The following is a 26,681-nucleotide window of genomic DNA, read 5'->3' as shown; positions in this document are numbered from 1 at the left end:
TCAGCGCTCGTCGCTCCACAGCTTGCCGGCCGTCGCCCAGTTCTCCTTCTTCACGTCGGTCAGGATGATGTCGACCGAGCCTGGCGCGCAGCCGAGCGTCTCGCACGTGACGCGCGTGATCGCTTCGACGAAGGCGCGCTTCTGGTCGACGGTGCGGCCTTCGAACAGCTGGATATTGAAAGTCGGCATGGCAAATGCTCCGGTTGAGGTTGAACGATTGACGATGAACGATTCGGTCGGGTGCGGATGCGGCGTCAGTCGCGATACGACGGATCGATCCGGTCGAGGCGGCGCAGCAGCGCCGGCCATTCCAGTTCGCCTTCGATCGCGCCGCCGTCGCGCAGTTGTTCGGCGGTGCGCGCGGCGACGGCCGGTTCCGGCAGCACGAGCGGCCCGCCGCCGGCCTGCGCGCGAACCTGGATGTCGCACGCCTTGATCAGCGTATCCATCAGCACGTACGCTTCGGCGACGGTGCGGCCGACCGTCAGCGTGCCGTGATTGCGCAGCAGTATCGCGGATTTCGCGCCGAGGCTCGCGGTCAGCCGCGCGCCTTCGGCCGGCGAGAACGCGAGCGCTTCGTAGTCGTGGTACGCGAGGTCGCCATGAAAACGCAACGCGTGCTGCGATGCGGGCAGCAGCCCGTCGCGCTGGATCGATACGGCGATGCCGGCCGTATTGTGCAGGTGCATCACGCAGACGGCGTCGGCGCGCGCCGCGTGCACGGCCGCATGCAGCGCGAAGCCGGTCACGTTGACCGCGTGCTCGCTGTCGCCGATCCGGTGGCCGGCGAGGTCGATCTTCACGAGGTTCGACGCGCGAACCTCGTCGAACGTGAGGCCGAACGGGTTGATCAGGAAGTGGCCGGGTTCGCCCGGAACGGTCGCGGACAGATGCGTGTAGATCAGGTCGTCCCAGCCGTTCAGCGCGACGAGCCGGTACGCGGCGGCGAGGTCGACCCGCAGCTTGCGTTCGGCGTCCGAGATCGGGCCGCCGGGCTTCACGGCATCAGGACGGTGTGCGAATGACGACATCGGGTTCTCCGAGGGTAAAGCGGCGCGCGACAGCGACGGTCACCCATGACGCGAGCGCGAACGGGGCCGTGAACGCGGGGATGCCCGCGCGCATCGCGAGCCACTGGATCAGCGCGGCGAGCGCGGCCGCCGCGAGCGCCGCACGCGGGCCGCGTGGCATCAGCGCGAGCGCGGCGAGGGCGCCGTTGAAGCCGAGCAGGCCGTCGGCGAACAGCGCGCCGCTTGCGCCCAGCGCGGCCAGCAGCACGGTCGACACGACCGCGCCGCCGAGCGCGAACGCGGCCGCGCGGCGCGATGCGACGGCGAGGCCGGCGACGATCAGCGCGCCGGCCCACGCGCCTTGCGCGAAGGTGGTCTGGGCGACGCCCGACAGCAGCGCGTCGGCGGCGGACGCGAGCGTCAGCACCGGGCCGGCGTCTGCGGCGTCCGCATGCTGCACTGCGACAAACGGCAGCCACAGCGCGGTGACGGCCAGGCACGGGCCCGAATACGGGCACTGGCGCCAGCGGGCCAGCGGCACCCGCATCGCGCGTTGCACGAGCGCCGCGCCGATCGCGACCAGCGGCGCCAGCGCGACGGCGGCGAGCGGATGGGGCGCGAACAGCACGGCGATCAGCGCGGCCAGCGCGCCGTTGAAGCCGTGCAGGCCCTGTCCGACGTCGCGGCGGTCGGCGCCCGTCAGCACGGCCGTCATGCTGGCGGCGGCCGAGCCGACCAGCGCGGCGCACGCGAGCCGCAGGTCGGTCAGCGCCAGCGCGGCGAGCAGCAGCGCGCCGGTGAGCGCATGCGCCTGCAGCACGATCTGCCCGATGCCGCGCAGCAGGATGCGCAGGTCAATCGACGGCGGGACGGGGCGGGCGGTAGGCATGATGGCGGCGGAACAGGACGAGCCGCGAGCATAGGACACAATCCCATGCACCGGAATAGGGGATTCTGGATAGTCAGGATTTGTGCGACGATGCCCCGCAATGGGGAAACCGGGAGGTGGAACGATGCGCGAGGTGCGGTGGGCGTCGCTCGAAGGCGACGGGGTCGAACATCTGACGTTCGACCGCAGCGGCGGCGCGATCGTCGTCGAAAGCGCGGTGGTCGGCCAGCGGTACGGTCGCGCATACGGGCTCGCGTATCGCGTCGAGTGCGATGCGCAATGGCGCGTGACTTATGCGGTGCTCAAGGTGATGGGCGGCGGCACGCTGGCGTTGCGCGGCGACGGCGCCGGCCACTGGCGCGACGGCGCGGGCCGCCCGTTGCCGGCGCTCGACGGTTGCATCGACATCGACATCGCCGCGACGCCGTTCACCAATTCGCTGCCGATCGGCCGCCTCGGGCTCGCGCGCGGCGAGCGGCGGCCGATCGACGTCGCGTACATCTCGACGCCGGACCTGACGGTCGCGCCGGTCAAGCAGGCTTACGCGTGCATCGAACCGGGCCGGCGCTACCGCTACGAAGGGATCTTCCGGAATTTCACGGCCGAGATGGACATCGACGACGACGGGCTCGTCGTCGATTACAAAACGCTGTTCAGACGCCTGCCGGCGCCGCCGACGGCGCGCTGAACCGCGGCGTTCGTCGCCGTCGGCCGCTCCTGCGCGGACGCGAAGCGGTCGATCCGGGACGCGATCAGGTCCGGATGGCGCAGCACGATCCAGTGCGTGCCGTCGATTTCCTCGCGCACGTGGTCGCCGAGCCAGCGATCGAGGTCGACCGACATCTCGGGCGTCACGTAGCGGTCGCGCACCGGCACCAGGATCTGCACCGGCGCCTGCGCATACCGCTCACGCGGCTGGCGGGCCCGCGCGATGAAGTTCGCGCGGTACATCTGCATCCCGTTCAGCGCGTTCTTCAGTTGCACGGGATCGCGCTCGGCGCGCACGCGTTCGGTGAGCTGGAGCCAGCGCGGCCACAGCGCGGCGCCGCCGAGCCGCCATACCAGCGATGGCACGAGCGGCAGATGGAAGAACCCGATGTACCACGACTTCAGGCTCTGCTTGAGCCGCAGCTTCGCGCGGAACACGTGATCGAGGCACGGGCCCGAGATCGACGTGTACGACGCGATGCGGCCGCGGAACGCGGGGTCGGTCACGGCCTCCCAGCACTGGATCGAGCCCCAGTCGTGGCCGACGAGGTGGAACGGCCGGCCGCCGCAGGTCGCGTCGGCCACCGCCTTCAGGTCGCCGGCGAGCCGTTCGAGCGTGTAGTCGGCCCGGCGGCGCGGCGCATCGGATGCACCGGCGCCGCGCACGTCGTACGCGATCACGCGGTAGCGCTTCGCGAGCCGCGCGCGGACCGGCGCCCACACGGCCGCCGAGTCGGGATAGCCGTGCACGAGGATCAGCGGCGGCGCGCGCCGCGACCCGCTTACGTAGACGGCGAGTTTCACGTCGCCGGACTGGACGGTCAGCATCTCGTGAGCGCGCGCCATGGCGTCATGCCTGCGGCACCGGGTGCAGCGGCACGCGGCGCGGGGCGGCTTGCGCCGCGTAGCGCGCGTTGGTCGCGTTGATGTTGTCGAGCAGCGTGTCGAGCTCCTGCAGGTACTGATGGTTGTCGTGATCCCACGGGTGGAAACCCGGGCGGAAGTAGTCGAGCCATTCGCGCGCGATGCTCGGAAACACGCCGTGCTTCGGGCTGTACAGATACTTCACGAGGCGCCACATGCCGCCGAACTTGCCGTGTTCGCGACGGTGCGCGCGCATCAGGCGTACGTGGAAGTCGAACACGATGGCCCAGAAGAACACCGTCGTCGTCAGCATCGTGCCGGTGCGCAGCAGGTAGCTGCCGAGGCCCGGCTTCATCACGGTGCGCCATACGTCGTAGGACACCGCCTTGTGCTCGGTTTCCTCCATCGCGTGCCACATCCACATCTGCTGGTAGCCCTCGACCGAGCCGTCGATCCGGTGCTCGTGGCCCGACAGCAACTGGTTCGCGAGGATCGCCGTGTAGTGCTCGAGCGCGATCGTGATCGCCAGCTGCATCGAGTGCGGCAGCACCTTCTTGAACCAGCCGAGGATGGTCCACAGGCGCTTGTCGAGCTTGTGCGCGGGCAGCCCCGACGATTGCAGCAGATCGTTGTATTCGATGTGCTCGCGCGTGTGCATCGCTTCCTGGCCGATGAAGCCGAGCACCTGCTTCTTCAACTCGGGATCCTCGATCCGGTCGCGGTAGTTGCGCACCGAATCCATGAAGAAGCGTTCGCCGGCCGGGAACAGCAGCGACAGCGCGTTCATGAAGTGCGTGACCGGCACGCCCTGCACGTGCCAGTCCTTCGCGCGTTCGGGCGGCAGCGCGAAACGGATGTCGCGCCGCACGGGCATCATGTTCGGGGTCGTCATGATTGTTCACCTCCCTGATTGCCTGCATTGTTGTAGGTCGCGTGCAGCGGGGCGGGCGCCGGCGCGCCGCGCGCGGCACGGCGGGCTTTCGCCGCCTCGCGGCGCGTCGCGAGCACGACGAGCGCCTGGTACGCGGCCGGCAGCACGCGCGCCATCCAGTCCGCGCCCTTCGCGTCGCGGCCGATCAGCACGCGGCGCTTGTTCTTGCGCACGCCGGCGAGGATCGTGCGCGCGGCGTCGTCGGCGGTCGTGATGAAGAACTTCTCGAAGCTGTCCTTGCCTTGCTGTTCGCTCTCGACGATGAAGCCGACCATGTTCTTCGCGACGCGGCTCGACTGCGCGATGTTCGTGCGGATGCCGCCCGGATGCACGCAGGTGGCCGACACGCCGCACTTCATCATGTCGAGTTCCTGGCGCAGCGATTCGGTGAAGCCGCGTACAGCGAACTTGGTCGCGTTGTAGCCGCTCATGCCCGGCTGCGCGAAGATCCCGAAGATGCTCGACGTGTTGATCACGTGGCCGTCGCCGGATGCCTTCAGGTGCGGCAGGAACGCCTTCGTGCCGTGCACGACGCCCCAGAAGTTGATGTTCACGATCCACTCGAGATCGCTGTATTCCATCCCTTCGATCGTGCTCGACAGCGCGACGCCCGCATTGTTGAAGATCAGGTTGACCTTGCCGTGCTCCTTCGCGGTGTCGTCGGCCCATGCGAACATCGCGTCGCGATCGCCGACGTCGAGCACGCGCGTCGACACGCGCACGTTCGGCGCGATCGCGCGGACGATCCGTTCGGTTTCCGCGAGGCCGACGCCGTTCTTGTCGGCGAGCGACACGTGGCAGCCGGCCTGCGCGAGCTGGATCGCGAGCGCGCGGCCCATGCCCGAGCCGGCTCCCGTGATCGCGGCCACCTTGTTGGCGAAATCTCTCATGTCGTTGGCTCCTTGTCTGGCTCAGGCCGCTTCGGCGGACGTGGAAGCGGAAGCGGCCGGCGCGGCGGCGGGCCGCGCGGTCGTGTCGTGTTGCGGCGCGCGATACGCGTGGTAATCGGCGATCGAGAAACGCGCGGTCGCCTGGCGGAAGCGCCACGTGAAGCCTGGCCACAGCGTCGTGTTCTTGCCGGTGCGCGGATCGAGATACCAGCTCTTGCAGCCGCCCGTCGACCAGATTGCCTTCTTCAGCTTGCCCTGCAGGTCGCTGTTGAACTGCGCCTCGACGAGCGGGCGCACCTCGATCGCGTCCGCGCGCTCGCGGCGCATCGCCTGCAGCGCGCCGAGGATGTATTCGATCTGCGACTCGATCATGAACACCATCGAGTTGTGGCCGAGGCCGGTGTTCGGGCCGACGATCATGAAGAAGTTCGGATAGCCGGGCAGCGTCGAGCCGAGGTACGCGTGCGCGCCGTCGCGCCACGCGTCGACGATGTCGAGGCCGCCGCGGCCGATGATCGCGCCGCGCGGATATGGATCGGCGACCTGGAAGCCGGTGCCGTAGATCAGGCAGTCGACTTCATGACGCTTGCCGTCGGTCGTCACGACCGCGTCGGCTTCGATATGGTCGATGCCGGTCGTGATCACGTCGACGTTCTTGCGCGACAGCGCCGGGTAATAGTCGTTCGAGATCAGCACGCGCTTGCAGCCGAGCGTGTAGTTCGGCGTGACGGTCTTGCGCAACTCCGGATCGGGAATCTGCTTGCGGATGTGCCGCAGCGCGAGCTTCTGCACGTTCTTCATCAGCGACGGATGGATCGCGAAGCCGAGCACGCGCGATTCGAGCATCCAGTAGATGCCGCTGCGCACGATCTTCTGCGTGAACGGCAGCGTGCGGAACAGCCATTTCTCGAAGCCGGTCAGGTTGCGGTCCGGCTTCGGCATGATCCACGGCGGCGTGCGCTGGAACAGCGCGAGTGCTTTCACGCGCGGCGCGATCTGCGGGACGAACTGGATCGCGCTCGCGCCGGTGCCGATCACCGCGACACGCTTGCCTTCGAGCGGGTAGTCGTGATCCCACTGCTGCGAATGGAACGCGCGGCCCTGGAAGGTTTCGACGCCGGGAATCGCCGGCAGCGCGGCGCGCGACAGGCCGCCCATGCCCGACACCAGCACGCGCGCGGACAGCCGCTTGCCGTTCGCGAACGTGAGGCGCCAGCGTTGCGCGGCTTCGTCGTATTCGGCGCGCTGCAACTCGTGATTCAGCCGCAGGTGCGGGCCGACGCCGAAGCGCTGCACGCAGTCTTCGAGATACGCGCGGATTTCCGGCTGCGGCGCGAACATGCGCGTCCAGCGCGGGTTCGGCGCGAACGAGAACGAATAGACGTGCGATTGCACGTCGCATGCACACCCGGGGTAATGATTGTCGCGCCACGTGCCGCCGACCGAGGCGGCCTTCTCGAGGACGACGAAGTCGGTCACGCCCGTCTGTTTCAGGCGGATCGCCATCCCGAGACCGGCGAAGCCGGTGCCGATGATGGCGATGTCGATGGTTTCGTCCGGGCCGTCATGGCCGGGTGGACCGAAAGGCAACGTGCGAGCATTCATCCGGGTGTCTCCGATTTGGCTCATTTTTGAATGTTACATTGTTTGATGTAACGATAGTGGGTGAACCCGGAAACCGCAAGAGGCTAGAAGCGGCGCTCTAAGGCCGGAAGCCAGGCGGGAAAAGGCTGAGCGGGGTTTGGAACGGTCGGGTTTCCGCAATGCGGGATGAGCGGAAAAGGCCGTCGGCAGGGCGAGACAGCGAGGAAACGGGACCGCCGGCGCGCGACGGTCCGTTTGAAACGGTATCAGGGACGGATCGATCGGGCGGCCGTCTCATGGAAAACCCCGGCCACGATCGTGACCTGCGCGAGCGCATAGAGGCCCCAGATTAGATAGTCGATGCCCGGAAAGCCGCCGAGGAACCGGCCGACGCCGATCAGCGTGTCGGAGCCGACGAAGATCAGGCTGCCGATCGCGACCAGCGGGCCGCGCGTGCGGGCGGCGAGCGCAAAGCTCGCCATCGCGCACAGCACGAGCATGTAGACGGCGACCGGCGCCAGCAACTCGCCGAGGTGCGGGAAGAATGCCGCGTAGAACGCCGGCGCGGCGATCCACAGCCCGACGAGCGCGACGATGCGCCAGCCGTGCGGCCGCGCGCGCCACCGGAAGAAGATCGCGCAGTAGCACACGTGCGTGAGCAGGAATGCGCCGAGGCCGAGGACGAACGACCACGGCCAGTCGGGCAGCGCGAGCAGCACGTCGCCGAGCACGGCGGTCGCGAGCGCCGCGCACAGCCACGCGCGTTCGCGCGGCGCGCCGCAGGTGCTGCCTGCCGTGAGCAGCAGGATGCCCATCGCAGCTTTCGCGGCGGCCTGGCCCGGATAGGGCGCGACGGCGAGCGACAGGCCGTACAGCAGCGCCGCGGCGATGGCGAGCGGCCACAGCCGGCGGTAGGAGGCGGGAAGCGTGGCGATCAAGGCGGGTGTCTCCGGTTTGTAGTTGTCTGCGGTGGACGCCGCGCCGTCGAGGGCGCGGCTGTCGGCCATTATCCGGAAGAACGGGCGCGCGAAAACCGGCGAATCCTTCTAGGAAACGACCGCGACGGGCGGCGGTGCCGCCGCCGGATTTTTCCGCGCGTTGCCCCGGCCGAACCGGGGCAACGGCGTCGATTCGGCTTGCTATGATCGCCGCGGTATTGCCGCTGTCGCTGTCGATGTCCCGCCTGGCCGCGCGACCGGATGCGCGAGCCGGTGCGTGCCGATGAATCCATGCCGTGCCCGGCCCGCGCCCTCAGAGCGCGCGGGCCGGCGCCGGCACCCCACGAAAACAGGTCCGACCATGACCGAACTTCTTCACGGCGACGGCGCGATCCGTCGCACGACGCCGTACGGTTCCTCGATCGAAAACACCTATGCGGGCGTGCTGTCGTTCATGCGCCGCAATTACTCGCGCGTGCTCGACGGCATCGACGTCGCGATCTCCGGCGTGCCGCTCGATCTCGCGACGACCTATCGTTCCGGTGCCCGGCTCGGGCCGGCCGCGATTCGCGCGGCAAGCGTGCAGCTCGCGGAGCTCAATCCGTATCCGTGGGGCTTCAACCCGTTCGACGACCTCGCGGTCGTCGACTACGGCGACTGCTGGTTCGACGCGCACAACCCGTTGTCGATCAAGCCGGCGATCGTCGAGCATACGCGCGCGATCCTGCGTTCGGGCGCGAAGATGCTGACGCTCGGCGGCGATCACTACATCACGTATCCGCTGCTGGTCGCGCACGCGGAGCGCTACGGCAAGCCGCTGTCGCTGATCCATTTCGACGCGCACTGCGATACGTGGGCCGACGACGATCCGGACAGCCTCAATCACGGGACGATGTTCTACAAGGCGGTGAAGGAAGGGCTGATCGATCCCGCGACGTCGGTGCAGGTCGGCATCCGCACGTGGAACGACGACTTTCTCGGGATCGAGCGGCTCGATGCCGCGTGGGTGCATGACCAGGGTGCGCGGGCGGCGGTCGAGCGAATCGTCGCGATCGTCGGTGCGCGGCCTGCGTACCTGACGTTCGATATCGACTGCCTCGATCCGGCGTTCGCGCCGGGAACGGGGACGCCGGTTGCCGGCGGGCTCTCGTCCGCGCAGGCGCTGGCGATCGTGCGGGGGCTCGGGGCGGTGAATCTGGTCGGGGCGGATGTGGTGGAGGTGGCGCCGGCGTACGATCACGCGGACATCACGGCGATCGCGGCCGCGCATGTGGCTTGCGATCTGCTGTGTCTGTGGCGGCAGAAGAAGGTGGCGGCGCGGTGATGCAGGTGAGCGGGCATGTGATGCGGAAGGCCGGCGGGCAGGTTGCCCGCCGTTTTTTTATGACCGTTTGCGCGGATCTCGCGAGTAGCGCGGCGTTCAACCGCGCGTATCGACCCAGTGGCGCGCCCAGCGTGCCGAATGCGCGAGCGCCTGTGCCTCGCTCGCGAAGTAATCGAGCGAATAGAACTGGTAGCGGCCTTCGCCGTGCGTGCTATCGGCGCGTTCGAGCAGCAGGTTGGAGGAAAAACTTCCGTCGGGCAGGCGATGCGCCGAGGGTTGGACGGCATAGCCGTTGTATTGCTGAATTCGTTGGTTGTCCATTTTAATTTTAATGATGTTCGAGTGCGCGCGTGCCGTGCGAAATACGCACGGTTACGCCGATTCAAAGCCATTGCGAGCCGAATCAGACGCAGTCGGAAAGCGAAAATAAGGCGTTGCGGCCAGAGGGGGGATGAAGTGCAACGAGACGTGTAGCGCGTGGCGAGCTGCTGACTGAACAGATGCAGCTGAAAAGCCGGTCGCGCCAACTTGGGGAGACGAAGCTCCGTGGGGATGTCGCTGCGACCCGGCGTCCATCGTGGGAGGCCGGGCCCTTCAAACTTTACAGCGGCTTGATGTTCGCCGCCTGCAGACCCTTCGGTCCTTGCTTCGTTTCGAAGCTCACTTTCTGGTTTTCAGCCAGCGTCTTGAAGCCGTCGGCACGAATTTCCGAGAAGTGAGCGAACAGATCGTCGCCGCCGTTGTCCGGCGTGATGAAGCCAAAGCCTTTGCTGTCGTTGAACCACTTGACGATACCGGTATCCATGAAGATTCCTTGAGAAAAAATAGAGAAATTTGCTCTGTGAAAGAGCGCGTGAAGCGTCAAGGAGGGAGAGGACAACGAATACCGCTGAGGAGGAGCGAGCAATTGATGAACAGCAATCGGACTTCTTGGACTTCGGTGCCTACACTAACCGTCGCTGGGGCTCGCGTCAACCGTTATCTTGTAACTGTTTCGCAGCGTAGCCTACGATGACGGACGCAGCGCGGTGGCGCCGTCTGGCTGGAATGCGCGCGGGCGCGGCTGCTGGCCATTTGCCGGCCCATGCTGGCGGCGGTCGTCACCTGCAATGGACGTCGGCCTTTCCTCCAGCCGGACACGCGCGCGTTGTCGCGAAAAGCCCACGCATGCATGACGGCGAAGGCCTTATGCGGTGTCGCCGTCGCCCTGCGTATCGCTCGTACCGGACTGCCGCGCGGCTTCGTCGCTGAGTTTCTTGTCGAGAATCGTCGCGACGCGGCCGCCCAGATACGCGCTCGCCGCATTCTCGAGCGCGCGGTTCGTCTCGCCTTCGACGAACACGGCCGCGAGCGGGCGCAGCCGCCAGATCGCGTCGACGAGCGCCGGCACGTCGGTGGCGGGCGGCAGCGTGCCTTCGTCATAGCGGTCGAGCCGCTTCACGACGAGATCGACGAGCAGCCGCGCGATCGCGTCGAAATGCGGCCGCGCGACGCTGATCACGTCGAGCAGTTCGCGCGGCGGAATCCCTTCCTTCGTCATCGCGGCGGCGGCCTCGAGCAGCGCGGGGCTTTTCGCGACGAACGACAGGCCGCGCCGTTCGAGCAGCCCGAGCTCGGTCACGCGCGACAGTTGCGTGGTCGCCTGCGGGCCGAACATCTGCGCGAGTTGCGCGAGCGAGTAGGTTTTCGGCAACTCGTGCGACCAGCGGCCGCCGATCGCGTTTTCGAGGCCGAGGATCGAGCGCAGGTCGTGGCCTTCGTCGATCGCCTTGATCAGGTCCTGGATGTTCGACAGCGTGTAGCCGCGCGCGAGCAGATGGTTGATCAGCTTCAGGCGCGCGACGTGCGTGTCGTCGTAGATGCCGACGCGCCCGCGTTTCTCCGGCGGCGCGAGCAGCCCGCGATCCTGGTAGGCGCGGACGTTGCGCACGGTGGTATCGGACACGCGCGCGAGCTCGTCGACCGTGTACTCGTTGCGGGAATCCGGCGTGGCCTCGTCGGGCGTGGAATGAGTCTGTTTTGACATGCGGCCATTCTAGCGCGCCGGGGCAGGCTCGGGCGAGGCGGGGCGCGTGTTCGCGCCTTCGCCGAGCGGGCGCTGCAGCAGCGCCGTATCGATCCAGCGGCCGTGCTTGAAGCCGACCGCTTTCAGCTGGCCGGCCGGTTCGAAGCCGAACGCGCGATGCAGCGACGTCGAGCCGCCGGTGCCGCCGTCGGCGATCACCGCGATCATCTGCCGCCACGGGCCGTCTTCGCAGCGCGCGATCAGCGCGGCGAGCAACGCGCGGCCGATTCCGCGGCCGCGCTGCGCGTCGTCGATGTAGATCGAATCCTCGATCGCGAAGCGGTACGCGCTGCGCGTGCGGTACGGCGTCGCGTACGCGTAGCCGGCCACGCGGCCGTCGCATTCGGCGACGAGATACGGCAGCCCGTGGTTCAGCACCGCGTCGCGGCGTGCGCGCAATTCGGCGACGTCGGGCGGCGTTTCCTCGAACGACGCGACGCTGTGGTGAACGTGATGCGCATAGATCGCGTGGATCGCCTCGAGGTCGGCATCGGTCGCGTCGCGCACGACGCAGGCGGGAGCGTTGGACATGGCGGCAGGGCGGTCGGAATCAAAACGCTACTATGCCGGCCGCCGCCGCGCGTGGTAAAGCCGTTTGCGAGTTCGGCGGCTTACAACCGGCCGTCCGCCGCATGCACCGCATCGGCGATCGCGTCGGCGACGCGCTGCACGCGCGGCGACCGGCGCACGTCCGGGTGAACGACGAGCCAGATTTCGCGCTCGATGTCGCAACGCGGCGCGGCCGTCAGCTCGACGAGCGGCGCGCCGGCATGCGCGGCCGGATCGTCGACGAGAAACCGCGGCAGCAGCGCGACGCCGGCCCCGGCCGCGCACGCGCGATGCTGCGCGGCGAGGTCGTTGGCGATGAACGCAAAGCGGCGCCCGGCCGCGAAGCGTTCGAGCCATTGCTGCTGCGGCGTTTGCGCGAGCGCGTCGTCGTAGCCGATGAAGGGCCAGGTGTCGGGCGGCGCATCGGCCCATTCCGGCGCCGCGCACAGCGCGAAGCGCATCGTGCCGAGCCGGCGCGCGGCGAGCCCCGGCTCGCTCGGCCGCGACAGCCGTACCGCGAGGTCGGCTTCGCGCGCATACAGGTTGGCCGCATGCATCTCGCCCATCAGGTCGATCCGCAGCGCCGGCCACGCGCGCTGCGCGCGAGCCAGGCGCGGCGCGAGGAAATGGCTCGCGAACACCGGCGACGCCGATACCCGCACCACGCCGTCGAGCGCCGCCGCGCCTTGCGCGGCGCGCGCGAACGCATGCGCGTCGGCTTCGAGGCGTGCGGCGTGCTCGGCGAGGTGCAGCCCTTCGTCGGTCGGCGGCCAGCCGCGCGGCAGCCGGTCGAACAGCCGGATCCCGAGCGCCGACTCCAGCGCGTCGATGCGCCGCGCGACCGTCGAATGCTGGACCTGCAGCGCCCGCGCGGCGGCCGACAGGCTGCCGCCGCGCATTACCGCCAGGAAGTAGCGGATGTCGTCCCAGCTCATCGGCAGTGCGGGTGAGGAGACTGGATCGCGATCGGTCGAATTTTGCACAGTAGATGGGCGTTCAGCGTGAATTCCGTTCGATTATGCACGATGGGATGATCGTGTCACTTCATTCGATAACGAGGAACGTCATGACCCAAACCGCCAATGCCATCCGGATCGGGATCGACCGTTACGGCGATGCCGGCGTGCTGCGCCGCGTCGATGCGCCCGTCGCGCCGCCCGGCGCCGGCGAAGTACGGATTCGCCAGACCGCGATCGGCGTGAATTTCGTCGATATCTATTTCAGGACGGGCGCGCATGCATTGCCCGCGCTGCCGGACGCGCTCGGCGTCGAGGCGGCCGGCGTGATCGACGCGGTCGGGCCGGGCGTGACGGAGCTCGTGCCCGGTCAGCGCGTCGCGTATGCCGGCATGCCGACCGGCAGCTATGCGAGCCTGCGCACGATGCCGGCCGAGCGCGTGCTGCCGATTCCAGACGGGCTGAGCGACGAAGCCGCCGTCGCCGGGCTGCTGAAGGGGATCACCGTCTACATGCTGCTGCATCGCGTGCGGCAGGTCGGCGCCGGCGACACGGTGCTCGTGCATGCGGCGGCCGGCGGCGTCGGGCTGCTGGCGACGCAGTGGGCGCGCGCGCTCGGCGCACGGGTGATCGGCACGGTCGGATCGGCGGCGAAAGCCGCGCTGGTGCGCGCGCACGGCGCGGAAGCGGTGGTCGATTATCGCGAGGCGGATTTCGTCGCGGCCGCGCGTGCCTTCGGCGGCGGTGCGGGCGTCGATTACGCGATCGACGGAATCGGCGGCGACGTGCTGACCCGCACGCTCGGCGCGATTCGTCCGTTCGGGATGGTCGCGAGCATCGGGCAGGTGGCCGCGATCGGCACGCGGCAGACGTTCGATCTCGACGAGCTGGGGCCGGCCCGTTCGATCGCGCTCGCGCGGCCGAGCGTGCTCGGTTTCATCGCGCGGGACGTCGGCGCGTATCGGGACGCCGCGCGGGCGACGCTCGACCGGCTGGCAGGCGGCATGCACGTCGAGATCGGCGCGCGCCTGCCGCTCGAACAGGCGGCCGATGCGCACCGGTTGCTGGAGTCGCGCGCGACGACGGGCGGTGTCGTGCTGTTGGCGTGATGACGGGGCGGGCGACTCGCGACGCGGCTCGACCCGACGGTCGTGTCGCGAGCCGCCGCTCGCTCAGTTGTGCGTGCGCAGCGGCGCATCTTCGACGAACCACGCGAGCACGAACGCGATCGCGATCACCGTCGCGGCCGACAGGTACACGACGTGCAGCGAGCCGGCGAACGCGTGCAGATACGCGTCGCGCACGGCGTTCGGCAGCTGGTGCACGGCGGCCGGGCCGAGCGCGGGCGGCAGCTCGATGCCGGCCGGCAGCGCGTGCCTCATCCGCGCTTGCAGCCCGTGCGAGAACAGCGCGCCGAATGCGGCGACGCCGAGCGAGCCGCCGATCGAGCGGAACAGCGTCGCGCCCGACGTCGCCACCCCCATGTGCCGGAATTCGACCGTGTTCTGCACGGCGAGCGTCAGCACGGGCATCACCATCCCGAGCCCGATTCCGAGCAGCGCCATGTACGCGTACATCGTGTGCAGCGGCGTATCGAGCGTCAGCGTCGACAGCAGCGCCATCGCGACGCCGCCGATCAGCGTCCCGGCGATCGGGAACATCCGGTACGAGCCGAGCCGCGAGATCAGCCGCCCGCTGACGATCGACGTCACGAGCATCCCGCCCATCATCGGCAGCAACTGCATGCCGGCCTGCGACGGCGTCGAGCCCTTCACGACCTGCAGGTAGAGCGGGATGAACGTGACCGAGCCGAACAGCGCGATGCCGACCACGAACCCGATCAGGCTGACCAGCACGAAGGTGCGGTGACGGAACAGGTCGAGCGGCATGATCGGCTCGGCCGCCAGGCGCTCTTCATAAATGAAGCCGCCGATCGCGACGAGCCCGAGCACGAGCGTCATCCATAGCTGCGGCGACGTCCACGGCAGCAGCGAGCCGCCTTCGCTCGTGAACAGGATCACGCAGGTGAGGGCGGTCGCGAGGAACGTGGCGCCCAGGTAGTCGATCCGGTGCTTCACGTGCGCGGTGTGCGGCCGGAACGCCATGCCGATCACCGCGAGCGCGAGCAGGCCGAGCGGCAGGTTGATCGTGAAGATCCAGCGCCATGACAGGTGCTCGACCAGGAAGCCGCCGAGCAGCGGGCCGACGATCGTCGCGAGGCCGTAGACGCCGCCGAACATCCCCTGGTAGCGCGCCCGGCGATCGGGCGGGACCAGATCGCCGATCGCGGCCATCGTGACGACCATCAGGCCGCCGCCGCCGAGCCCCTGCAGCGCGCGCAGCCCGATCAGTTGCGTCATGTCCTGCGCGACGCCGCACAGCGCCGAGCCGGCGAGAAACAGCACGATCGCGGCCTGCAGCACGATCTTGCGGCCGTACAGGTCGCCGAGCTTGCCGTACAGCGGCAGCACGACGGTGGACGACAGCAGGTACGCGGTGACGACCCACGACAACTGGTCGAGCCCGCCGAGTTCGCCGACGATCGTCGGCAGCGCGGTCGACACGATCGTCTGGTCGAGCGCGGACAGCAGCATGACGAGCAGCAGCGCGGCGACGATCAGCCCGGTCGGCGCGTCGCGGCGGGCCGCGTCGGCGGCCGGCGGAGTGAGGAGGGTGTCGGTTGTCATCGAGATATCTGCCATGGCAGGAAAACTGGATCGAAATATAGCCATGGATGATTGACTAGTCAATTTCTGCTCAGCCTCGATATGTTGCAGTCGTAACAGGAGATTGCCCGCCCGAAAGAAAAATTGACCACGATCAGCCGGAAAGCGGGGACGGACTCAAGTTTCTTGCAGGCAAACCGTAATCCAGAGTGCCGCGGACCGATTGCCGCGGCACTTTTCATCGCTCACGTGCCGTCATGAACCTGAACGCCCTGTTTTCCCGTTTCTCGATCCGTACGCGGATTTTCTCCACGCTCGGCCTCGTCGCCGTGCTGCTCGTCGTATCGGGGCTGATCGGCCTCGCGGGCATGCAGAGCTCGAATCGCGCGCTCGACGAGGCCTATACGCGGCAACTGGCCGCGAAGACCGCGCTGTCCGCGGCGAGCCTGAACCTGACGATCGTGCGCACCACGCTCGACCGTGCGCTGCTGCATCCGGAAGCGCCGGACGTATCGGAACTCGTGAAGAAGGCCGAGGGCTATCTCGCGAAGGCTGACACGGCGTGGCGCAGCTACGCGGCGATGCCGCACGGCGACGACGAAGGCCCGCCCGCGAGCCGCCTCGATGCCGCGCGCCAGGCGCTGATCGGGCAGGCGCTGAAGCCGATGATCGATGCGATCCGCGAAGGGCGGCGCGACGAAGCCGACCGCTTGCTGATGACCGTCGCGCCGCCGTTGTCGGTCGCGCTCACGCAGGCGACCGACGCGCTCGATGCGTACCAGGCCGCGCGCGGCAAGGACGTGTACGACACCGCGCAGACCTATTACGGCTGGATGCGGATGGGCGCGATCGCGGGGATCGCGTTCGGGCTGGCCGCGTGCCTCGGCTGCGCGATCGGCCTGCATTTCGCGATCACGCAGCCGGTGAATCGTCTGCTGTCGCATTTCCGCCGCCTGTCGGAGGGCGACCTCACGTCGGAAGTGCGCTGGTCGTCGCGCGACGAGATGGCCGAGCTGGTCAAGGGCGTGACCGGCATGCAGCGCAGCCTCGCGGATACGGTGCGCCAGGTCAGCCAGGGTTCGGAAGCGATCTCGACGGCGACGCACCAGATCGCGGCCGGCAACACCGACCTGTCGCAGCGCACCGAAGAGCAAGCATCGGCGCTGCAGGAAACGGCCGCGAGCATGGAGCAACTGACGGCGACCGTGAAGCAGAATGCCGACCACGCGCTCGAGGCGCAGGCCTGCGCGGACAGCGCGAGCGAGATCGCGACGCGCGGCGCGACGGTCGTCGGCGAGGTGATCGGCACGATGAACGAGATCGACCAGAGCTCGCAGAAGGTCGCCGACATCATCGGCACGATCGAAGGCATCGCGTTCCAGACCAACATCCTCGCGCTGAATGCGGCGGTGGAAGCCGCGCGCGCGGGCGAGCAGGGCCGCGGCTTCGCGGTGGTCGCGGGCGAGGTGCGCACGCTGGCACAGCGCTCGGCGTCCGCGGCGAAGGAGATCCGCACGCTGATCGGCGAATCGGTCGAACGGGTCGCGACCGGCTCGCGGCTCGTCGGCATGGCCGGCACGACGATGCAGGACATCCAGCAGGCGATCGGCCGCGTGACGGGCATCATGACGGAGATCGCGGCCGCGTCGAGCGAGCAGCGCGACGGGATCGAGCAGGTGAACCGCGCGGTGTCGCAGATGGATCAGGTGTCGCAGCAGAACGCGGCGCTCGTCGAGCAGGCGGCCGCGGCGGCCGCATCGCTCGAGGAACAGGCGGATGGGCTGCGTCGCGCGGTCGGCGCGTTCCGCGTCGCCTGAACCGAAATGACGGCGGCGCGATGACGGGCCGGCGCTCGCTCGCCGGCCGCGTCGACCCGCGGCGTCAACCCGTTGCGAGTTGCGCGGCCGCGCGCGACGACGCGACGATCAGCAGCTTCATCGTCGCGCGCGTCGCACCGACGAACAGCTTGCGCGCGGCACGCGCGTCGAGCGTGTCGAAGTCGACTTCGGTGAGGATCACGCACGGCGCCGACTGACCCTTGAAACGGTAGATCGAATCGAGCAGCACATCGCCGTCGCGATACTCGGGGTTGCCGAACAGGTCGTACTTGCCGGTGAAGCGCTTGATCCGGTGCGGGCCGAGCTGGTCGAGCGGCGCGAGCACCGAGCCTTCGCGGCCGCGGTACGACAGCACCGCGATGTCCTGCTTGCGGAAGCCGAGCGACAACGCGTGCGTGATCGCACGCTTGGTCGCGTCGATGCAGGCTTGCGCCGAGGCATCGCCCGACGCGCCATCTTCCCCGTATGCCGACACCGACGGATCGGAGCCGTCGAACGGACTGCCCGAGCGCAGTTCGGCCGCGAGCGGCTCGACCCGGCCGACGACGTCGCGCACGAATTCGAGCAGGTCGCGCGGGCTGCGGTAATTCGTGAGCGCCTTCAGCGTGACCCAGCCGGGCAGTGCGACGGGTTCGCGCATGTACAGGTTCTGCAGCGGATCTTCCAGCCACCACCATGCGGCGTCCGGCGCCATCAGGCGCTCGAGCGCGGCGGCCCACGGCGCATGGAAATCCTGCCCTTCGTCGACGATCAGCACGTCGAAGCGCCAGCGCTCGGGAATCGGCGCGTCCGCGAACCGCGCTTCAAGTCGTTCGAATTCGCCGGGCACCTGGAAGTCGGGCGTGTAGCCGCCGTCGCGCGCGACCCAGTCGCACAGCTGGTGGTAATTCGCGATCTTCGCGCCGGGCGGCGCGATGCGCGTGATGTAGTCGGCGAGCGGCCGGTTGAAGCAGACGTACAGCACCCGTTTGCCGGCCGCGACGGCATCGCGCATCACCTGCACCGCGAGCTGCGTCTTGCCCGAGCCGGCGGTGCCGGTGACGCGCAGCCGGAACGGCGCGAATTCGAGCTGGCGCGCCCAGGCGGCGAGCCCGCCCGACAGCCGGGTGACGAGCGTGCCGGCCTGGCCGACGAGTGCGCTCGTGTCGGGCGTGAGCGCGAGCTCGTCCGCGAGGAAATGGTGGAGCTTCGGCGCGTTCGGAAAGGGTTCGTCGGCCTCGGGCAGGATCTGCAGGATCACCTGCCCGAGCTGCGCCTTGCGCGACGCATCGACGATGCGCTCGGGCGCGACGCCGGCGATCGACGCGTCTCGGATCGCGTAGTCGGGGCAGTACAGCAGCGCCTCGACGCCGTAGACGCCCGCGCCGAGCGCGGCCGTCAGGCGCCGGTGCAGCGTCTCCTGCGTGCGCGCGAGCTGGATCGGGACATTGCGCTCCTTCTGCAGGTAGACCTTCACGAGCCCTTTCGGCGTTTCGCGCAGGAAGCCGGCTTTCTGCTCGATCAGCAGCACGCGGCCGGCCGGGCTCACGACGACGAACGCGGCTTCGCCGAACACCGAGAACGCCTGGTCGGCGCGTGTCCAGTGGACGCCGTGATACACGGTGTAGCCGTCGGGCAGCGCGTGTTCGAGCGCGGCGAGCGTTTCGCGCTCGCGTTCGGCCGCGCCGGTCGCGGCGAGGCTTTTCCAGTCGTCGGGGATGAGGCGGGCCATGGCGTCGGGCGGCGGATGCCGGCGTGGGCGTGAACGGGTGCGGCTATTGTACTGAGGAACCCGCTCATGCCCGCGGCGCGGGCGGTGGCCATTCGACGGGCGGCCGGCCCGGTGGACGTCAGCCGCGCGCGAGCCGCTTCGCGAGATCGGCGCTGAGGATCGCCATGCGCGCGGGTTTTTCGTAGCACACCACGTCGAACGCGCGGATCACTTCGCTGATGTCGGCTTCGCTCGCACGGCCGGTGAGCAGGTCGCCCGTCAGCACGAAAATCGGCGCGCCCGGGTTGTCGGACGTGCGCACGGCCTTGATCGCGGTGGCGGCCGTGCTGTCGTCGAACAGCCATTCGGTCAGGACCGCGTCGAAGGCCTGGCCCTGCAGCGCGTCGACGAACGGCGCGAGACCGTCGAATGCGGCCGTCGCGAAACCTTGCCGTTCGAGATAGCGGCACAGCTCGGTCGCGCTGACGCGATCCGGGTCGATCACCGCGACGACGAGCTTGTCGCTCTCCGCGCGGCGCGGGTAGATCTCGATCTTGTGCACGTCGTATGCGTTCTGGTACAGCACACCGGTATGGCGCAGCACGCGCCAGCGGCCGTTCTGTTCGTACGCGACGAACTCGGGGCGCGCGCCGGCTTCGAGCGGCGCGCCGATCCAGGCGGTGCACGGAATCTCGGCGACGCCCGCATACAGGACGGCTTCCTGGGAATAGGCGCCGACCATGCCGGGGTCGAGCGTTTGCGCGCCGAACAACTGGGCGGCGGGTTCGCCGTACGCTTCGGCGACTTTCTTGATCTGCGCGAGCGTCCAGGGGCTGCTGCCGCGCAGTTTGCGGTGGCCTTGCGAGAAACTCAGATCGAGGATGCGGCACAGCTCGGTGGTCTGCTGGCGCTTGCCGATGCCGTTGCGGGTCATCAGCTCGCGCACGCGCTCGGCAACCGCGAGGGAATCCGTGGTGATTGCTTCAGTGGTCATGCTACGGGAACGGATCGTGACGTTCAGAACGACGCCTTGCGGCAGTCTCGGCGGACAGTCTTCATGACGTCCAATGGCGAGCCGACCGGCCACGCACGGAAAAGATAACTTTACCGCAAAATGGTCGTCATTCAGTGTTGTGAAAGGTGCGTTTGTGTGAAAGGTGTGTCATGAAGTTACGCTCGGCCGGCCCGAGCGCGCGGGCGCGACGGTGCGTTCGACACCGGTCGGCCCGGATTCCGGTGGGCCGGGATGCGATTCCACCCAAGGCGGCAGGTAATCGCCGCGCGATGCACCAACGCAGGGCGCATGCTCGCCCGAACCGAGGTATCGGACCCGTTTTGCAGGATATCGCGCGACGGCCGGCGGAGGCGCTGGCAGGGCGATCGATCGACGGTTTCTTCTAGTGAAACCGGCGTGGATACATTTGCGAAGTCGACGAAGCTGCATGCTACGATTTCGCCGTCTCAAAAAAGTGTTGAACCGATGCAGAAGAAATTCTTGATGCGCGGATACGAAATGAACTGCGAGCCGCGCGTGACGGAGACCGGCAAATACGCCGCGCAGGTCGAGGTCACGAAGGTGGGTTTCAGCCGTGAGGCTGCGTTCCGCAAGCTGGGTGAATTCGATACCGAAGCCGAAGCGGTCGCGTACGCGAGACAATTCTCCGAAGAGTGGTTGAGCCGCTATGCGTAGGTAGTGCCGCGTGTGCCCGTGCAATGCGGGCCTCCGGTTGACCGGCGGCGCGGCGCCCCGAACGGCTGGAATTCCTGCCTGAATATTGCGAATGCGTCCGGAAATTTGTAGATTGACGACTCCTGTTGTGAGGTATCGATCGTCCGAAGGCAACGCAATTGGAGACTGCGAATGTCCACTTTGTGCATGCAGACCGTCGTTCACGGCAAAACTGTCCAGGTCGTGCTGTCGCCGGAGCGGCGTACGGCCCGGATCGACATCGTCGATGACGAAACCGGCAGCTATCCGCCCCGCACGATGAGCATCGAGCAGTACGTCGACGCCGGCATGGCCGACGACGAAATCGCGCGGCATGTGCTCGAAGTCGTCACGATGTCGATCGAGCAGCTTGCGAGGCTCCAGCCGTTCGACCGCGCGGCAGGCACTCAAACGCGCTATTCGCACTGACGGCGCTTGGGCAGCGGCTGCTCCCGCGCAGACCGCAGTTCCGGCTGAATCGCCGCGTGGCTGATCGAGCGTTCGACATGTCGTCGTCGAGCCGGCATGCATCGGTCGCGCGTTCGCGCTACGCCGGCATGTACAGGAACGGCTCGCCGTCTTCTCGCTCGACGGACAGCAGCCGTTTGAGCTGATCCAGCGCGAACAGTTGCTTGCCGTCCGCCGCCGCCTCGGCGATCGCGGCGTCGACCAGCTTGCGCGCCCGTGCCAGGATCACGGATCGCTGCCGCGCAATCTCGAGCACCATCCGTTGCTCGACGTTCTGCCGATTCGATTTCCTGTCGCTCAGGTGACGCCAGCGATCGCGAAGCTCGGCCCACGTGATGCGCTGAAATTCCGGAATCGTGCACGGCAGCGTGCCGGCCTCGGCCGGCTCGGGCTGCGCGCGCAACGCGCTGCGCAGTGCCGCGCGGGCACGCCATTCGTCCGAAAACGGCGCATACACGTCGCGCGTGCGGCCGATCGGATTCGCGCGCTCGATTTCCTTTTCGAGCAGGTAGCCGAGCCGCCGAAGCGCGGACCCATGCGCGAGCATGTCCGGATCGAGCACGCGGATGCGGCGCGATGCGTCCGCGACGTGGGCTTTCAATTCCCACAGCGTCAGGCGGAGGTGCTGCACTTCGAGTATCAGGCGCTGCACGTCCGCGTAGGTGCAGTGCGTCCACCATTCGGTGAGGTCGTTCAGCTTGGGAGGATCGAATGGGGGGAGGATCATTTTTACTGCGATGACACTGTATGGATATACAGTTTATCTCGTGCCGAACCGGAATCGTCAAGCCGAAAAAACGGGGCCGGTCGGCGGGCGAGCCTGGATGTGGGGATGGGGCAGGGTCCGGATCGCGTGCCGCCCGCTTCATGTGACGACGTTGCCGCGATAAGCTTGGCCGGCCATGCATTGATACCCGACAGAAAACAATGACCACCACTTATCCGCTGCACGACGCATTGAGCCACGCCGCTACGGCGTTTCCGGTCGAGGCCGACGTCGTGATCGCCGGCGCCGGCATCATGGGCTGCGCGGCCGCTTACTACCTCGGCCTGCGTGGCCTGAAAGCCGTCGTGCTCGACAAGTCGCGCATCGCCGGCCAGCAATCGACGCGCGCGTGGGGCTTCGTGCGCCAGCAGGGGCGCGAATCCGCCGAAGTGCCGCTGATGATGGCCGGCATGCGAATCTGGGAAGGCCTGGAGCAACAACTCGGCTTCGATCTCGAATGGCGGCAGGGCGGCTGCCTGTACCTGGCCGACAACGAAGACGACTGGGCGTCGTTCCAGGCATGGCTCGCCGTCGCGCGCGAGCACGGGCTCGACACGCGCACGCTGACGCGCGCCCAGATCGACGAACGCGTGAGCGGGCTGTCGACGCAGGCGCGTACCCTCGGCGGCTTGTATACGGCGACCGACGGGCAGGCCGAGCCGCGCCGCGTGGCCGCCGCGTTCGCGGCGCGCGCGACCGAGGCCGGCGCGCGTTTCTTCGAAGGCTGCGGCGTCACCGCGATCGAGACGGCCGGCGGCGCGGTCGTCGGCGTCGCGACCGAACGCGGCACGATCCGCACGCGGCGCGTGATCTGCGCGGCCGGCGCGACCAGTTTCCGGCTGCTCGACGGCGTCGGCATCCGGCTGCCGCAGCAGGCCGTGCGCGGCACCTGCATGCGCACCAACGTGGTCGCGCCGGTGTCCGCGGCGACCGTGTGGGGCCATGGTCTCGGCATCCGGCAGCGCAAGAACGGCGCGATCAATCTCGCCGACGACATGCAGGTCGACGTCGATCTGACGCTCGGCCACCTGCGCGGATTGAGCCTCTTCTGGCCGGAGTTCTGGTCGCAGCGCGACAAATTCCGGCTGCACCTGAATGCATCCGCATGGCGCGACGTGCTCGCCCGCATCCACGGCACGACCGGGGCGATCGAGCCGCGCGATCCGCAGCCGCAACCGAATCGCGCGCATGCGCCGCGTGCGCTCGCGAAGCTCAAGGCGATCTTTCCCGCGTTGAAGGATGCGCAGATCGTCGAGGCGTGGGCCGGCCTGATCGACGTGCTGCCCGACGGCATTCCGGTGATCGATGCGCCCGGCACGCCGTCGGGGCTCGCGATCGCGACGGGGTTCTGCGGTCACGGTTTCGCGATGGGGCCGATCGTCGGCCGGCTGCTCGCCGAATGGATCGACACGGGCGCGCCGTCGCTCGACCTCTCGGCGTTTCGTGCACGGCGTTTCGTCGACGGCACGATGGTGCGGCCGCGCAGCATGCTGTGACGGCCGGGCGCACGCGTTCCCGTCGTAGAATCGAGCCCGCATCCTTCAGGAGATTCCCCGTTGGCCACGCCATCCGATCAGCGCCGCTCCTTGCGCATGCGCCTGCGCCGCGCCCGCAATCCGTGGCAGGCGCCGCGTGCGCGCACGCTGTTCACGCGCCCGGCGACCTCGCCGCGGCGCACGCTGCTGTTCCGCCTCGGTGCGGTCGTGCTGCTGTGCACGCTCGCGTTCCTCGTGCTGTATCTCGATCGCGACGGCCTGCGCGATTCGACCAAGAGCACGCCGATGACCGTGGCCGATCTCGTGTACTTCACGATGGTTACGGTCGCGACGGTCGGCTATGGCGATATCGTGCCCGTCACGGCGCGGGCGCGCCTGCTCGATGCGTTCTTCATCGTGCCGATCCGCATCGGCATCTGGTTCATTTTCCTGGGCACGGCGTATCAGTTCGTGATCCAGCGCGTCATCGAGGAATTCCGCATGAAACGCCTGCAGAAGCAACTGTCCGATCACATCGTCGTGTGCGGTTATGGCCTGTCGGGGTCGATCGCGGTGCGCGAGTTGCTGGAGAGCGGCGTCGATCCGGCGACGATCATCGTGATCGATTCGCAGCAGCAGGCTCTCGAGGCGGCGACGTCGCTCGGCGTGACGGGATTGCTCGGCGATCCGGCGCACGAGGATCTGCTGCAGCAGGCGCAGGTGCGCGCGGCGAAGGCCGTGATCATTTCGGTGACGGACGATCCGACCGCGATCCTGTTGACGCTGTCGGTGCGCAGCATCGCGCCCGATACGAAGATCGTCGTGCGGATCCAGGAGAACCTGTACCAGCGGCAACTGCGGCAGGCCGGCGCGGACGTGATCGTGTCGTCGACGAAGATCGGCGCGCTGTTGCTGGCGGACGCGGTCCATAGCCGCTACATCGTGCCGTTCGTGAACGACATGCTGTCGACGCGCGGGCGCGCGACGCTGCTGGAGCGCGAGGCGTTGCCGCATGAAATCGGCTGCCTGACGAACGTCGTGCCGGGCGCGATCGTGGTCGGGCTCGACCGCTGCGGGAAGATTCATTCGTTTTACGAGGATCCGCCGTGCCGGATCGAGGCGGGCGATACGCTGGTGGTGATTCAGTCGGCGCGGATTCCAGATCCGGATGTGTGACAGAGAAGCGGGTTGCGCCGAGCGCGATGCGTCGCGTACGCCTGCAGGCCATACCTAGCGCCCCATCTCCCGCGCAACTTCCACGATCTGCTGCCGCAGCCAACCATGCGCGGGATCGTCGTGTGTGCGTTCGTGCCAGATCATCGACGGCGAGAAAGACGGCACCTCGACCGGCAACTTCACGAGCGTGACCGGCATCGACAACGCGACATGCCGCGCCAACCGTTGCGGCAGCACTAGCGTCATGTCGCTCTTCGCGACCACCATCGGCGCCACCAGGAAATGCGGTAGCCGCATTGCAATCCGCCGGTGCAGCCCTTGCCGCGCGAGCGCTGCGTCGACGAGTTCTCCACCCCGGCCGCCGATCGTCACCAGCACGTGCGACAGCGCGGCGAAACGCTTCGGTGTCAGCCGCGCCGACAGTGCTGGATGCCCGTTCCGCACGATGCAGACCAGATTATCGTCATAGAGCTTTCGACGATAGATGCCGGCGGGCAACGTATCGTCGTCGAATACGCCGAGCGCGATACCTGCGGTGCCATCCGTCACGAGTTCGACGTTATTGCTGCGTGACGGCGGAACATCGAGATCCAGTCCCGGCGCGCTTCGTTCCAGCCGCGCATTCACATCCGGAATCAGCGTCAACGCCATGTGATCAAGGCTCGCGATCGAGAACAGTCCGCGCGCGGTGGCCGGGTCGAACACCGCAGGCGCGACGATGCCTGCCGCTTCCGTCAGTACACGCGACACGCGCTGCGCAAGCGATGCCGCGCGCGGCGTGAATTCCAGCCCCTTCGGCGTGCGCACGACGACACGATCGTGAAGCAGCGTGCGCAGCCGGCCCAACGCGCGGCTCGCAGCGGGCTGGGTCAGGCCGAGCCGCATGCCGGCACGCGTGACGCTGCGTTCCTTGAGCAATGCGTCGAGCAGCTTGAGCAGGTTGAGATCGACGGACCGTAAATCCGCTTCGTGCATGTTTGACATGATCGGTATGCATTTGAGTTATGTGAGGTCAGCGTACATCATCGAAACCATCGCTCCAACCGGTGGAGCGGCTATTGGGAGAACACATGTACGTTGTCACGGGTGTCACAGGACGCACGGGGGCCGTCGCCGCCCGGGTGCTGATCGATGCAGGGGTTCCGGTTCGCGTGGTCGTGCGCGATCGAGCGAAGGCGGTGCGCTGGACGGAGCTGGGTGCGGAAGTGGTGGTTGCCGATCTGGCCGATTCCGCTGCGTTGATGCAGGCGTTCGCCGGCGCGCGCGGTGCATATCTGGTCAAGCCGCCCAACTATGCGCTGGAAAATCTGTTCGAGCACGCGGACGTGACGGCGCGTGCCGTCGCCGCGGCGGTTCGCGCGACGGGCTTGCCGAAACTCGTGTTGCTGTCGTCGGTCGGCGCGGACCGGTCGGCCGGCACCGGCGTGATTGCGACCAACCGGACGGCCGAGCAGCGGTTGGCCGAACTGGGCATACCGGTCGCGTTCCTGCGGGCCGCCTACTTCATGGAGAACTGGGCGCGCGTCGTCGAGCCGGTCCGCGTGCAGGGTATCCTGCCGAGTCTGCTCGGGCCGGTCGAACGGGCGATCCCGATGGTCGCGACCGAAGACATCGGCCGCGTTGCGGCGGAAATGCTGCAGGAAGACTGGAGCGGTGTCCGGAAGGTCGGGCTGGCGGGGCCGAGCGCGTATTCACCGGCCGACATCGCGGATGCCTTTGCGCGCGTGCTGAATCGGCCGGTGCGACCGGTGGCGCTCGAGCCGTCCGCATGGGCCGGGGTGCTCGCGATGAACCCGTTCTCGACTGCCGCGATCGATGGTTTCATCGAACTGAATCGCGGGCTGAACAACGGCCATATCGGCTTCGAAAGCGACGCAACGGTGGAACTTCGCCACGGGCGCGTGCCGTTCGAGCATGTCGCCGAGGATATCCTGCGGGCGTAACGCCGCGCGTTCGCATTCCATCCGGCTCTATTGCGGGGCCGCTCAATCCTTTCGTACCCGCGCCGTGCCTATGTCGTTCAGGGGCAGGACCGTCGTCGGTTCGTCGTATGTAAGCCGCCGTCGACCGGCGAGAAAAAGAAGATACGTTGACGGAACACGCGCGGCGCGGCGTGCTGCACCGGCCCGACCGGTGACGCGCATCGAGCGACGGGAGGCATTGCATCCGTTCGTGGACGAGGCCTC

General features: G+C 67.9%; 27 protein-coding genes. 9 read left to right on the top strand and 18 right to left on the bottom strand.

Features of this window, described 5'->3' with window-relative positions:
- Genes DTA15_RS39405 through DTA15_RS36065 form a run of 3 tightly spaced genes read right to left on the bottom strand, consistent with a single transcriptional unit; the run spans position 1 to position 1,899 of the window.
- Positions 1-309, bottom strand: a complete 309-nt coding sequence (locus tag DTA15_RS39405) for a 4-oxalocrotonate tautomerase (RefSeq protein WP_258171101.1) — start codon at positions 307-309, stop codon at positions 1-3.
- Positions 255-1,031, bottom strand: a complete 777-nt coding sequence (locus DTA15_RS36070; protein WP_006493863.1) for a class II aldolase/adducin family protein — start codon at positions 1,029-1,031, stop codon at positions 255-257. The genes DTA15_RS39405 and DTA15_RS36070 overlap by 55 nt, the downstream gene beginning before the upstream one ends.
- The gene (locus DTA15_RS36065; RefSeq protein ID WP_012493395.1) at positions 1,006-1,899 is read right to left on the bottom strand and encodes an urea transporter; all 894 of its coding nucleotides are present in this window, start codon (positions 1,897-1,899) and stop codon (positions 1,006-1,008) included. The genes DTA15_RS36070 and DTA15_RS36065 overlap by 26 nt, the downstream gene beginning before the upstream one ends.
- Positions 1,900-2,023: 124 nt before the next feature.
- On the opposite strand from DTA15_RS36065, the gene DTA15_RS36060 reads away from it, so the two are divergent.
- Complete coding sequence (locus tag DTA15_RS36060) at positions 2,024-2,587, top strand: putative glycolipid-binding domain-containing protein (RefSeq protein WP_006482173.1); 564 nt, start codon at positions 2,024-2,026, stop codon at positions 2,585-2,587.
- Here DTA15_RS36060 and DTA15_RS36055 read toward each other — a convergent pair.
- The 5 genes from DTA15_RS36055 to DTA15_RS36035 form a co-directional block, all read right to left on the bottom strand.
- On the bottom strand, positions 2,539-3,453 hold the full coding sequence (locus tag DTA15_RS36055; protein WP_006482171.1) for an alpha/beta fold hydrolase: 915 nt from the start codon (positions 3,451-3,453) through the stop codon (positions 2,539-2,541). The genes DTA15_RS36060 and DTA15_RS36055 overlap by 49 nt on opposite strands.
- Positions 3,454-3,457: 4 nt before the next feature.
- The gene (locus DTA15_RS36050; protein ID WP_006482170.1) at positions 3,458-4,363 is read right to left on the bottom strand and encodes a metal-dependent hydrolase; all 906 of its coding nucleotides are present in this window, start codon (positions 4,361-4,363) and stop codon (positions 3,458-3,460) included.
- Positions 4,360-5,292, bottom strand: a complete 933-nt coding sequence (locus DTA15_RS36045) for an SDR family NAD(P)-dependent oxidoreductase (protein WP_012493394.1) — start codon at positions 5,290-5,292, stop codon at positions 4,360-4,362. Before DTA15_RS36045 ends, DTA15_RS36050 begins: the two co-directional genes overlap by 4 nt.
- Positions 5,293-5,313: 21 nt before the next feature.
- Positions 5,314-6,897 carry a flavin-containing monooxygenase gene (locus DTA15_RS36040; RefSeq protein WP_006493056.1) on the bottom strand — a complete coding sequence of 528 codons (1,584 nt, stop codon included), beginning with the start codon at positions 6,895-6,897 and terminating at the stop codon, positions 5,314-5,316.
- A gap of 245 nt (positions 6,898-7,142) precedes the next feature.
- Positions 7,143-7,814, bottom strand: coding sequence for a lysoplasmalogenase (locus tag DTA15_RS36035; RefSeq protein WP_020979563.1), 672 nt, complete (start codon positions 7,812-7,814; stop codon positions 7,143-7,145).
- Positions 7,815-8,175: 361 nt separating this feature from the next.
- On the opposite strand from DTA15_RS36035, the gene speB reads away from it, so the two are divergent.
- Positions 8,176-9,138: an agmatinase gene (gene speB / locus DTA15_RS36030; protein ID WP_006485966.1), complete on the top strand. Its 963-nt coding sequence runs from the start codon at positions 8,176-8,178 to the stop codon at positions 9,136-9,138.
- A gap of 96 nt (positions 9,139-9,234) precedes the next feature.
- On the opposite strand, the gene DTA15_RS36025 is transcribed toward speB, so the two are convergent.
- From DTA15_RS36025 to DTA15_RS36005, 5 genes are all read right to left on the bottom strand, one after another.
- Entirely contained in the window at positions 9,235-9,459 is a 225-nt protein-coding gene (locus DTA15_RS36025) for a hypothetical protein (protein WP_006485967.1), read from the bottom strand.
- Positions 9,460-9,739: 280 nt separating this feature from the next.
- Entirely contained in the window at positions 9,740-9,943 is a 204-nt protein-coding gene (locus tag DTA15_RS36020; protein ID WP_006485974.1) for a cold-shock protein, read from the bottom strand.
- A gap of 381 nt (positions 9,944-10,324) precedes the next feature.
- The gene (locus DTA15_RS36015) at positions 10,325-11,164 is read right to left on the bottom strand and encodes a MerR family transcriptional regulator (RefSeq protein WP_006485961.1); all 840 of its coding nucleotides are present in this window, start codon (positions 11,162-11,164) and stop codon (positions 10,325-10,327) included.
- Between the two features lie 9 nt (positions 11,165-11,173).
- The gene (locus tag DTA15_RS36010; RefSeq protein ID WP_006485973.1) at positions 11,174-11,734 is read right to left on the bottom strand and encodes a GNAT family N-acetyltransferase; all 561 of its coding nucleotides are present in this window, start codon (positions 11,732-11,734) and stop codon (positions 11,174-11,176) included.
- Between the two features lie 80 nt (positions 11,735-11,814).
- Positions 11,815-12,687: a LysR family transcriptional regulator gene (locus tag DTA15_RS36005; RefSeq protein WP_012493392.1), complete on the bottom strand. Its 873-nt coding sequence runs from the start codon at positions 12,685-12,687 to the stop codon at positions 11,815-11,817.
- A 131-nt stretch (positions 12,688-12,818) separates the two neighbouring features.
- Between DTA15_RS36005 and DTA15_RS36000 the strand changes: the two genes are divergently transcribed.
- Entirely contained in the window at positions 12,819-13,817 is a 999-nt protein-coding gene (locus DTA15_RS36000) for a quinone oxidoreductase family protein (protein WP_006485962.1), read from the top strand.
- Positions 13,818-13,880: 63 nt separating this feature from the next.
- Here DTA15_RS36000 and DTA15_RS35995 read toward each other — a convergent pair whose 3' ends face one another.
- Positions 13,881-15,395 carry an MDR family MFS transporter gene (locus tag DTA15_RS35995; RefSeq protein WP_006485965.1) on the bottom strand — a complete coding sequence of 505 codons (1,515 nt, stop codon included), beginning with the start codon at positions 15,393-15,395 and terminating at the stop codon, positions 13,881-13,883.
- 236 nt (positions 15,396-15,631) lie between these two features.
- On the opposite strand from DTA15_RS35995, the gene DTA15_RS35990 reads away from it, so the two are divergent.
- On the top strand, positions 15,632-17,191 hold the full coding sequence (locus tag DTA15_RS35990) for a methyl-accepting chemotaxis protein (RefSeq protein ID WP_006485964.1): 1,560 nt from the start codon (positions 15,632-15,634) through the stop codon (positions 17,189-17,191).
- A 64-nt stretch (positions 17,192-17,255) separates the two neighbouring features.
- On the opposite strand, the gene DTA15_RS35985 is transcribed toward DTA15_RS35990, so the two are convergent.
- Entirely contained in the window at positions 17,256-18,923 is a 1,668-nt protein-coding gene (locus tag DTA15_RS35985; RefSeq protein WP_006485963.1) for an ATP-binding domain-containing protein, read from the bottom strand.
- Positions 18,924-19,041: 118 nt separating this feature from the next.
- A complete protein-coding gene (locus DTA15_RS35980) occupies positions 19,042-19,896 on the bottom strand; it encodes a helix-turn-helix domain-containing protein (protein ID WP_006485970.1) in 855 nt (284 codons plus the stop codon).
- Between the two features lie 486 nt (positions 19,897-20,382).
- Here DTA15_RS35980 and DTA15_RS39495 point away from each other — a divergent pair, with 486 nt between their 5' ends.
- Both DTA15_RS39495 and DTA15_RS35970 read left to right on the top strand, forming a co-directional pair.
- Positions 20,383-20,592, top strand: coding sequence for a hypothetical protein (locus tag DTA15_RS39495; protein ID WP_011547465.1), 210 nt, complete (start codon positions 20,383-20,385; stop codon positions 20,590-20,592).
- 171 nt (positions 20,593-20,763) lie between these two features.
- Positions 20,764-21,039, top strand: a complete 276-nt coding sequence (locus tag DTA15_RS35970) for a hypothetical protein (RefSeq protein WP_012493391.1) — start codon at positions 20,764-20,766, stop codon at positions 21,037-21,039.
- Positions 21,040-21,157: 118 nt separating this feature from the next.
- Here the strand turns inward: DTA15_RS35970 and DTA15_RS35965 are convergent, their stop codons facing one another.
- Complete coding sequence (locus DTA15_RS35965) at positions 21,158-21,805, bottom strand: hypothetical protein (RefSeq protein ID WP_006485969.1); 648 nt, start codon at positions 21,803-21,805, stop codon at positions 21,158-21,160.
- A gap of 200 nt (positions 21,806-22,005) precedes the next feature.
- On the opposite strand from DTA15_RS35965, the gene DTA15_RS35955 reads away from it, so the two are divergent.
- Positions 22,006-23,340, top strand: coding sequence for an NAD(P)/FAD-dependent oxidoreductase (locus DTA15_RS35955; RefSeq protein ID WP_006494012.1), 1,335 nt, complete (start codon positions 22,006-22,008; stop codon positions 23,338-23,340).
- Between the two features lie 60 nt (positions 23,341-23,400).
- Positions 23,401-24,495: a potassium channel family protein gene (locus DTA15_RS35950; RefSeq protein ID WP_012493390.1), complete on the top strand. Its 1,095-nt coding sequence runs from the start codon at positions 23,401-23,403 to the stop codon at positions 24,493-24,495.
- A 54-nt stretch (positions 24,496-24,549) separates the two neighbouring features.
- Here the strand turns inward: DTA15_RS35950 and DTA15_RS35945 are convergent, their stop codons facing one another.
- Positions 24,550-25,479, bottom strand: coding sequence for a LysR family transcriptional regulator (locus DTA15_RS35945; protein ID WP_226244752.1), 930 nt, complete (start codon positions 25,477-25,479; stop codon positions 24,550-24,552).
- 86 nt (positions 25,480-25,565) lie between these two features.
- Here DTA15_RS35945 and DTA15_RS35940 point away from each other — a divergent pair, with 86 nt between their 5' ends.
- On the top strand, positions 25,566-26,438 hold the full coding sequence (locus DTA15_RS35940) for an NmrA family NAD(P)-binding protein (RefSeq protein ID WP_012493389.1): 873 nt from the start codon (positions 25,566-25,568) through the stop codon (positions 26,436-26,438).
- Positions 26,439-26,681 lie beyond the last annotated feature (243 nt).

It is taken from the genome of Burkholderia cenocepacia, assembly GCF_900446215.1.
Taxonomy (GTDB): Bacteria; Pseudomonadota; Gammaproteobacteria; order Burkholderiales; family Burkholderiaceae; genus Burkholderia; species Burkholderia cenocepacia.
This window is presented reverse-complemented; position numbering and strand designations above follow the sequence as displayed.

What these genes read in the sequence shown, in the direction of transcription:
- DTA15_RS39405 (WP_258171101.1), bottom strand. Translation starts at nt 309, where the DNA reads ATGGCCGGCGCTGCTGCGCCGCCTCGACCGGATCGATCCGTCGTATCG.
- DTA15_RS36070 (WP_006493863.1), bottom strand. Translation starts at nt 1,031, where the DNA reads ATGTCGTCATTCGCACACCGTCCTGATGCCGTGAAGCCCGGCGGCCCG.
- DTA15_RS36065 (WP_012493395.1), bottom strand. Translation starts at nt 1,899, where the DNA reads ATGCCTACCGCCCGCCCCGTCCCGCCGTCGATTGACCTGCGCATCCTG.
- DTA15_RS36060 (WP_006482173.1), top strand. Translation starts at nt 2,024, where the DNA reads ATGCGCGAGGTGCGGTGGGCGTCGCTCGAAGGCGACGGGGTCGAACAT.
- DTA15_RS36055 (WP_006482171.1), bottom strand. Translation starts at nt 3,453, where the DNA reads ATGGCGCGCGCTCACGAGATGCTGACCGTCCAGTCCGGCGACGTGAAA.
- DTA15_RS36050 (WP_006482170.1), bottom strand. Translation starts at nt 4,363, where the DNA reads ATGACGACCCCGAACATGATGCCCGTGCGGCGCGACATCCGTTTCGCG.
- DTA15_RS36045 (WP_012493394.1), bottom strand. Translation starts at nt 5,292, where the DNA reads ATGAGAGATTTCGCCAACAAGGTGGCCGCGATCACGGGAGCCGGCTCG.
- DTA15_RS36040 (WP_006493056.1), bottom strand. Translation starts at nt 6,897, where the DNA reads ATGAATGCTCGCACGTTGCCTTTCGGTCCACCCGGCCATGACGGCCCG.
- speB (WP_006485966.1), top strand. Translation starts at nt 8,176, where the DNA reads ATGACCGAACTTCTTCACGGCGACGGCGCGATCCGTCGCACGACGCCG.
- DTA15_RS36025 (WP_006485967.1), bottom strand. Translation starts at nt 9,459, where the DNA reads ATGGACAACCAACGAATTCAGCAATACAACGGCTATGCCGTCCAACCC.
- DTA15_RS36020 (WP_006485974.1), bottom strand. Translation starts at nt 9,943, where the DNA reads ATGGATACCGGTATCGTCAAGTGGTTCAACGACAGCAAAGGCTTTGGC.
- DTA15_RS36015 (WP_006485961.1), bottom strand. Translation starts at nt 11,164, where the DNA reads ATGTCAAAACAGACTCATTCCACGCCCGACGAGGCCACGCCGGATTCC.
- DTA15_RS36010 (WP_006485973.1), bottom strand. Translation starts at nt 11,734, where the DNA reads ATGTCCAACGCTCCCGCCTGCGTCGTGCGCGACGCGACCGATGCCGAC.
- DTA15_RS36005 (WP_012493392.1), bottom strand. Translation starts at nt 12,687, where the DNA reads ATGAGCTGGGACGACATCCGCTACTTCCTGGCGGTAATGCGCGGCGGC.
- DTA15_RS36000 (WP_006485962.1), top strand. Translation starts at nt 12,819, where the DNA reads ATGACCCAAACCGCCAATGCCATCCGGATCGGGATCGACCGTTACGGC.
- DTA15_RS35995 (WP_006485965.1), bottom strand. Translation starts at nt 15,395, where the DNA reads ATGACAACCGACACCCTCCTCACTCCGCCGGCCGCCGACGCGGCCCGC.
- DTA15_RS35990 (WP_006485964.1), top strand. Translation starts at nt 15,632, where the DNA reads ATGAACCTGAACGCCCTGTTTTCCCGTTTCTCGATCCGTACGCGGATT.
- DTA15_RS35985 (WP_006485963.1), bottom strand. Translation starts at nt 18,923, where the DNA reads ATGGCCCGCCTCATCCCCGACGACTGGAAAAGCCTCGCCGCGACCGGC.
- DTA15_RS35980 (WP_006485970.1), bottom strand. Translation starts at nt 19,896, where the DNA reads ATGACCACTGAAGCAATCACCACGGATTCCCTCGCGGTTGCCGAGCGC.
- DTA15_RS39495 (WP_011547465.1), top strand. Translation starts at nt 20,383, where the DNA reads ATGCAGAAGAAATTCTTGATGCGCGGATACGAAATGAACTGCGAGCCG.
- DTA15_RS35970 (WP_012493391.1), top strand. Translation starts at nt 20,764, where the DNA reads ATGTCCACTTTGTGCATGCAGACCGTCGTTCACGGCAAAACTGTCCAG.
- DTA15_RS35965 (WP_006485969.1), bottom strand. Translation starts at nt 21,805, where the DNA reads ATGATCCTCCCCCCATTCGATCCTCCCAAGCTGAACGACCTCACCGAA.
- DTA15_RS35955 (WP_006494012.1), top strand. Translation starts at nt 22,006, where the DNA reads ATGACCACCACTTATCCGCTGCACGACGCATTGAGCCACGCCGCTACG.
- DTA15_RS35945 (WP_226244752.1), bottom strand. Translation starts at nt 25,479, where the DNA reads ATGTCAAACATGCACGAAGCGGATTTACGGTCCGTCGATCTCAACCTG.
- DTA15_RS35940 (WP_012493389.1), top strand. Translation starts at nt 25,566, where the DNA reads ATGTACGTTGTCACGGGTGTCACAGGACGCACGGGGGCCGTCGCCGCC.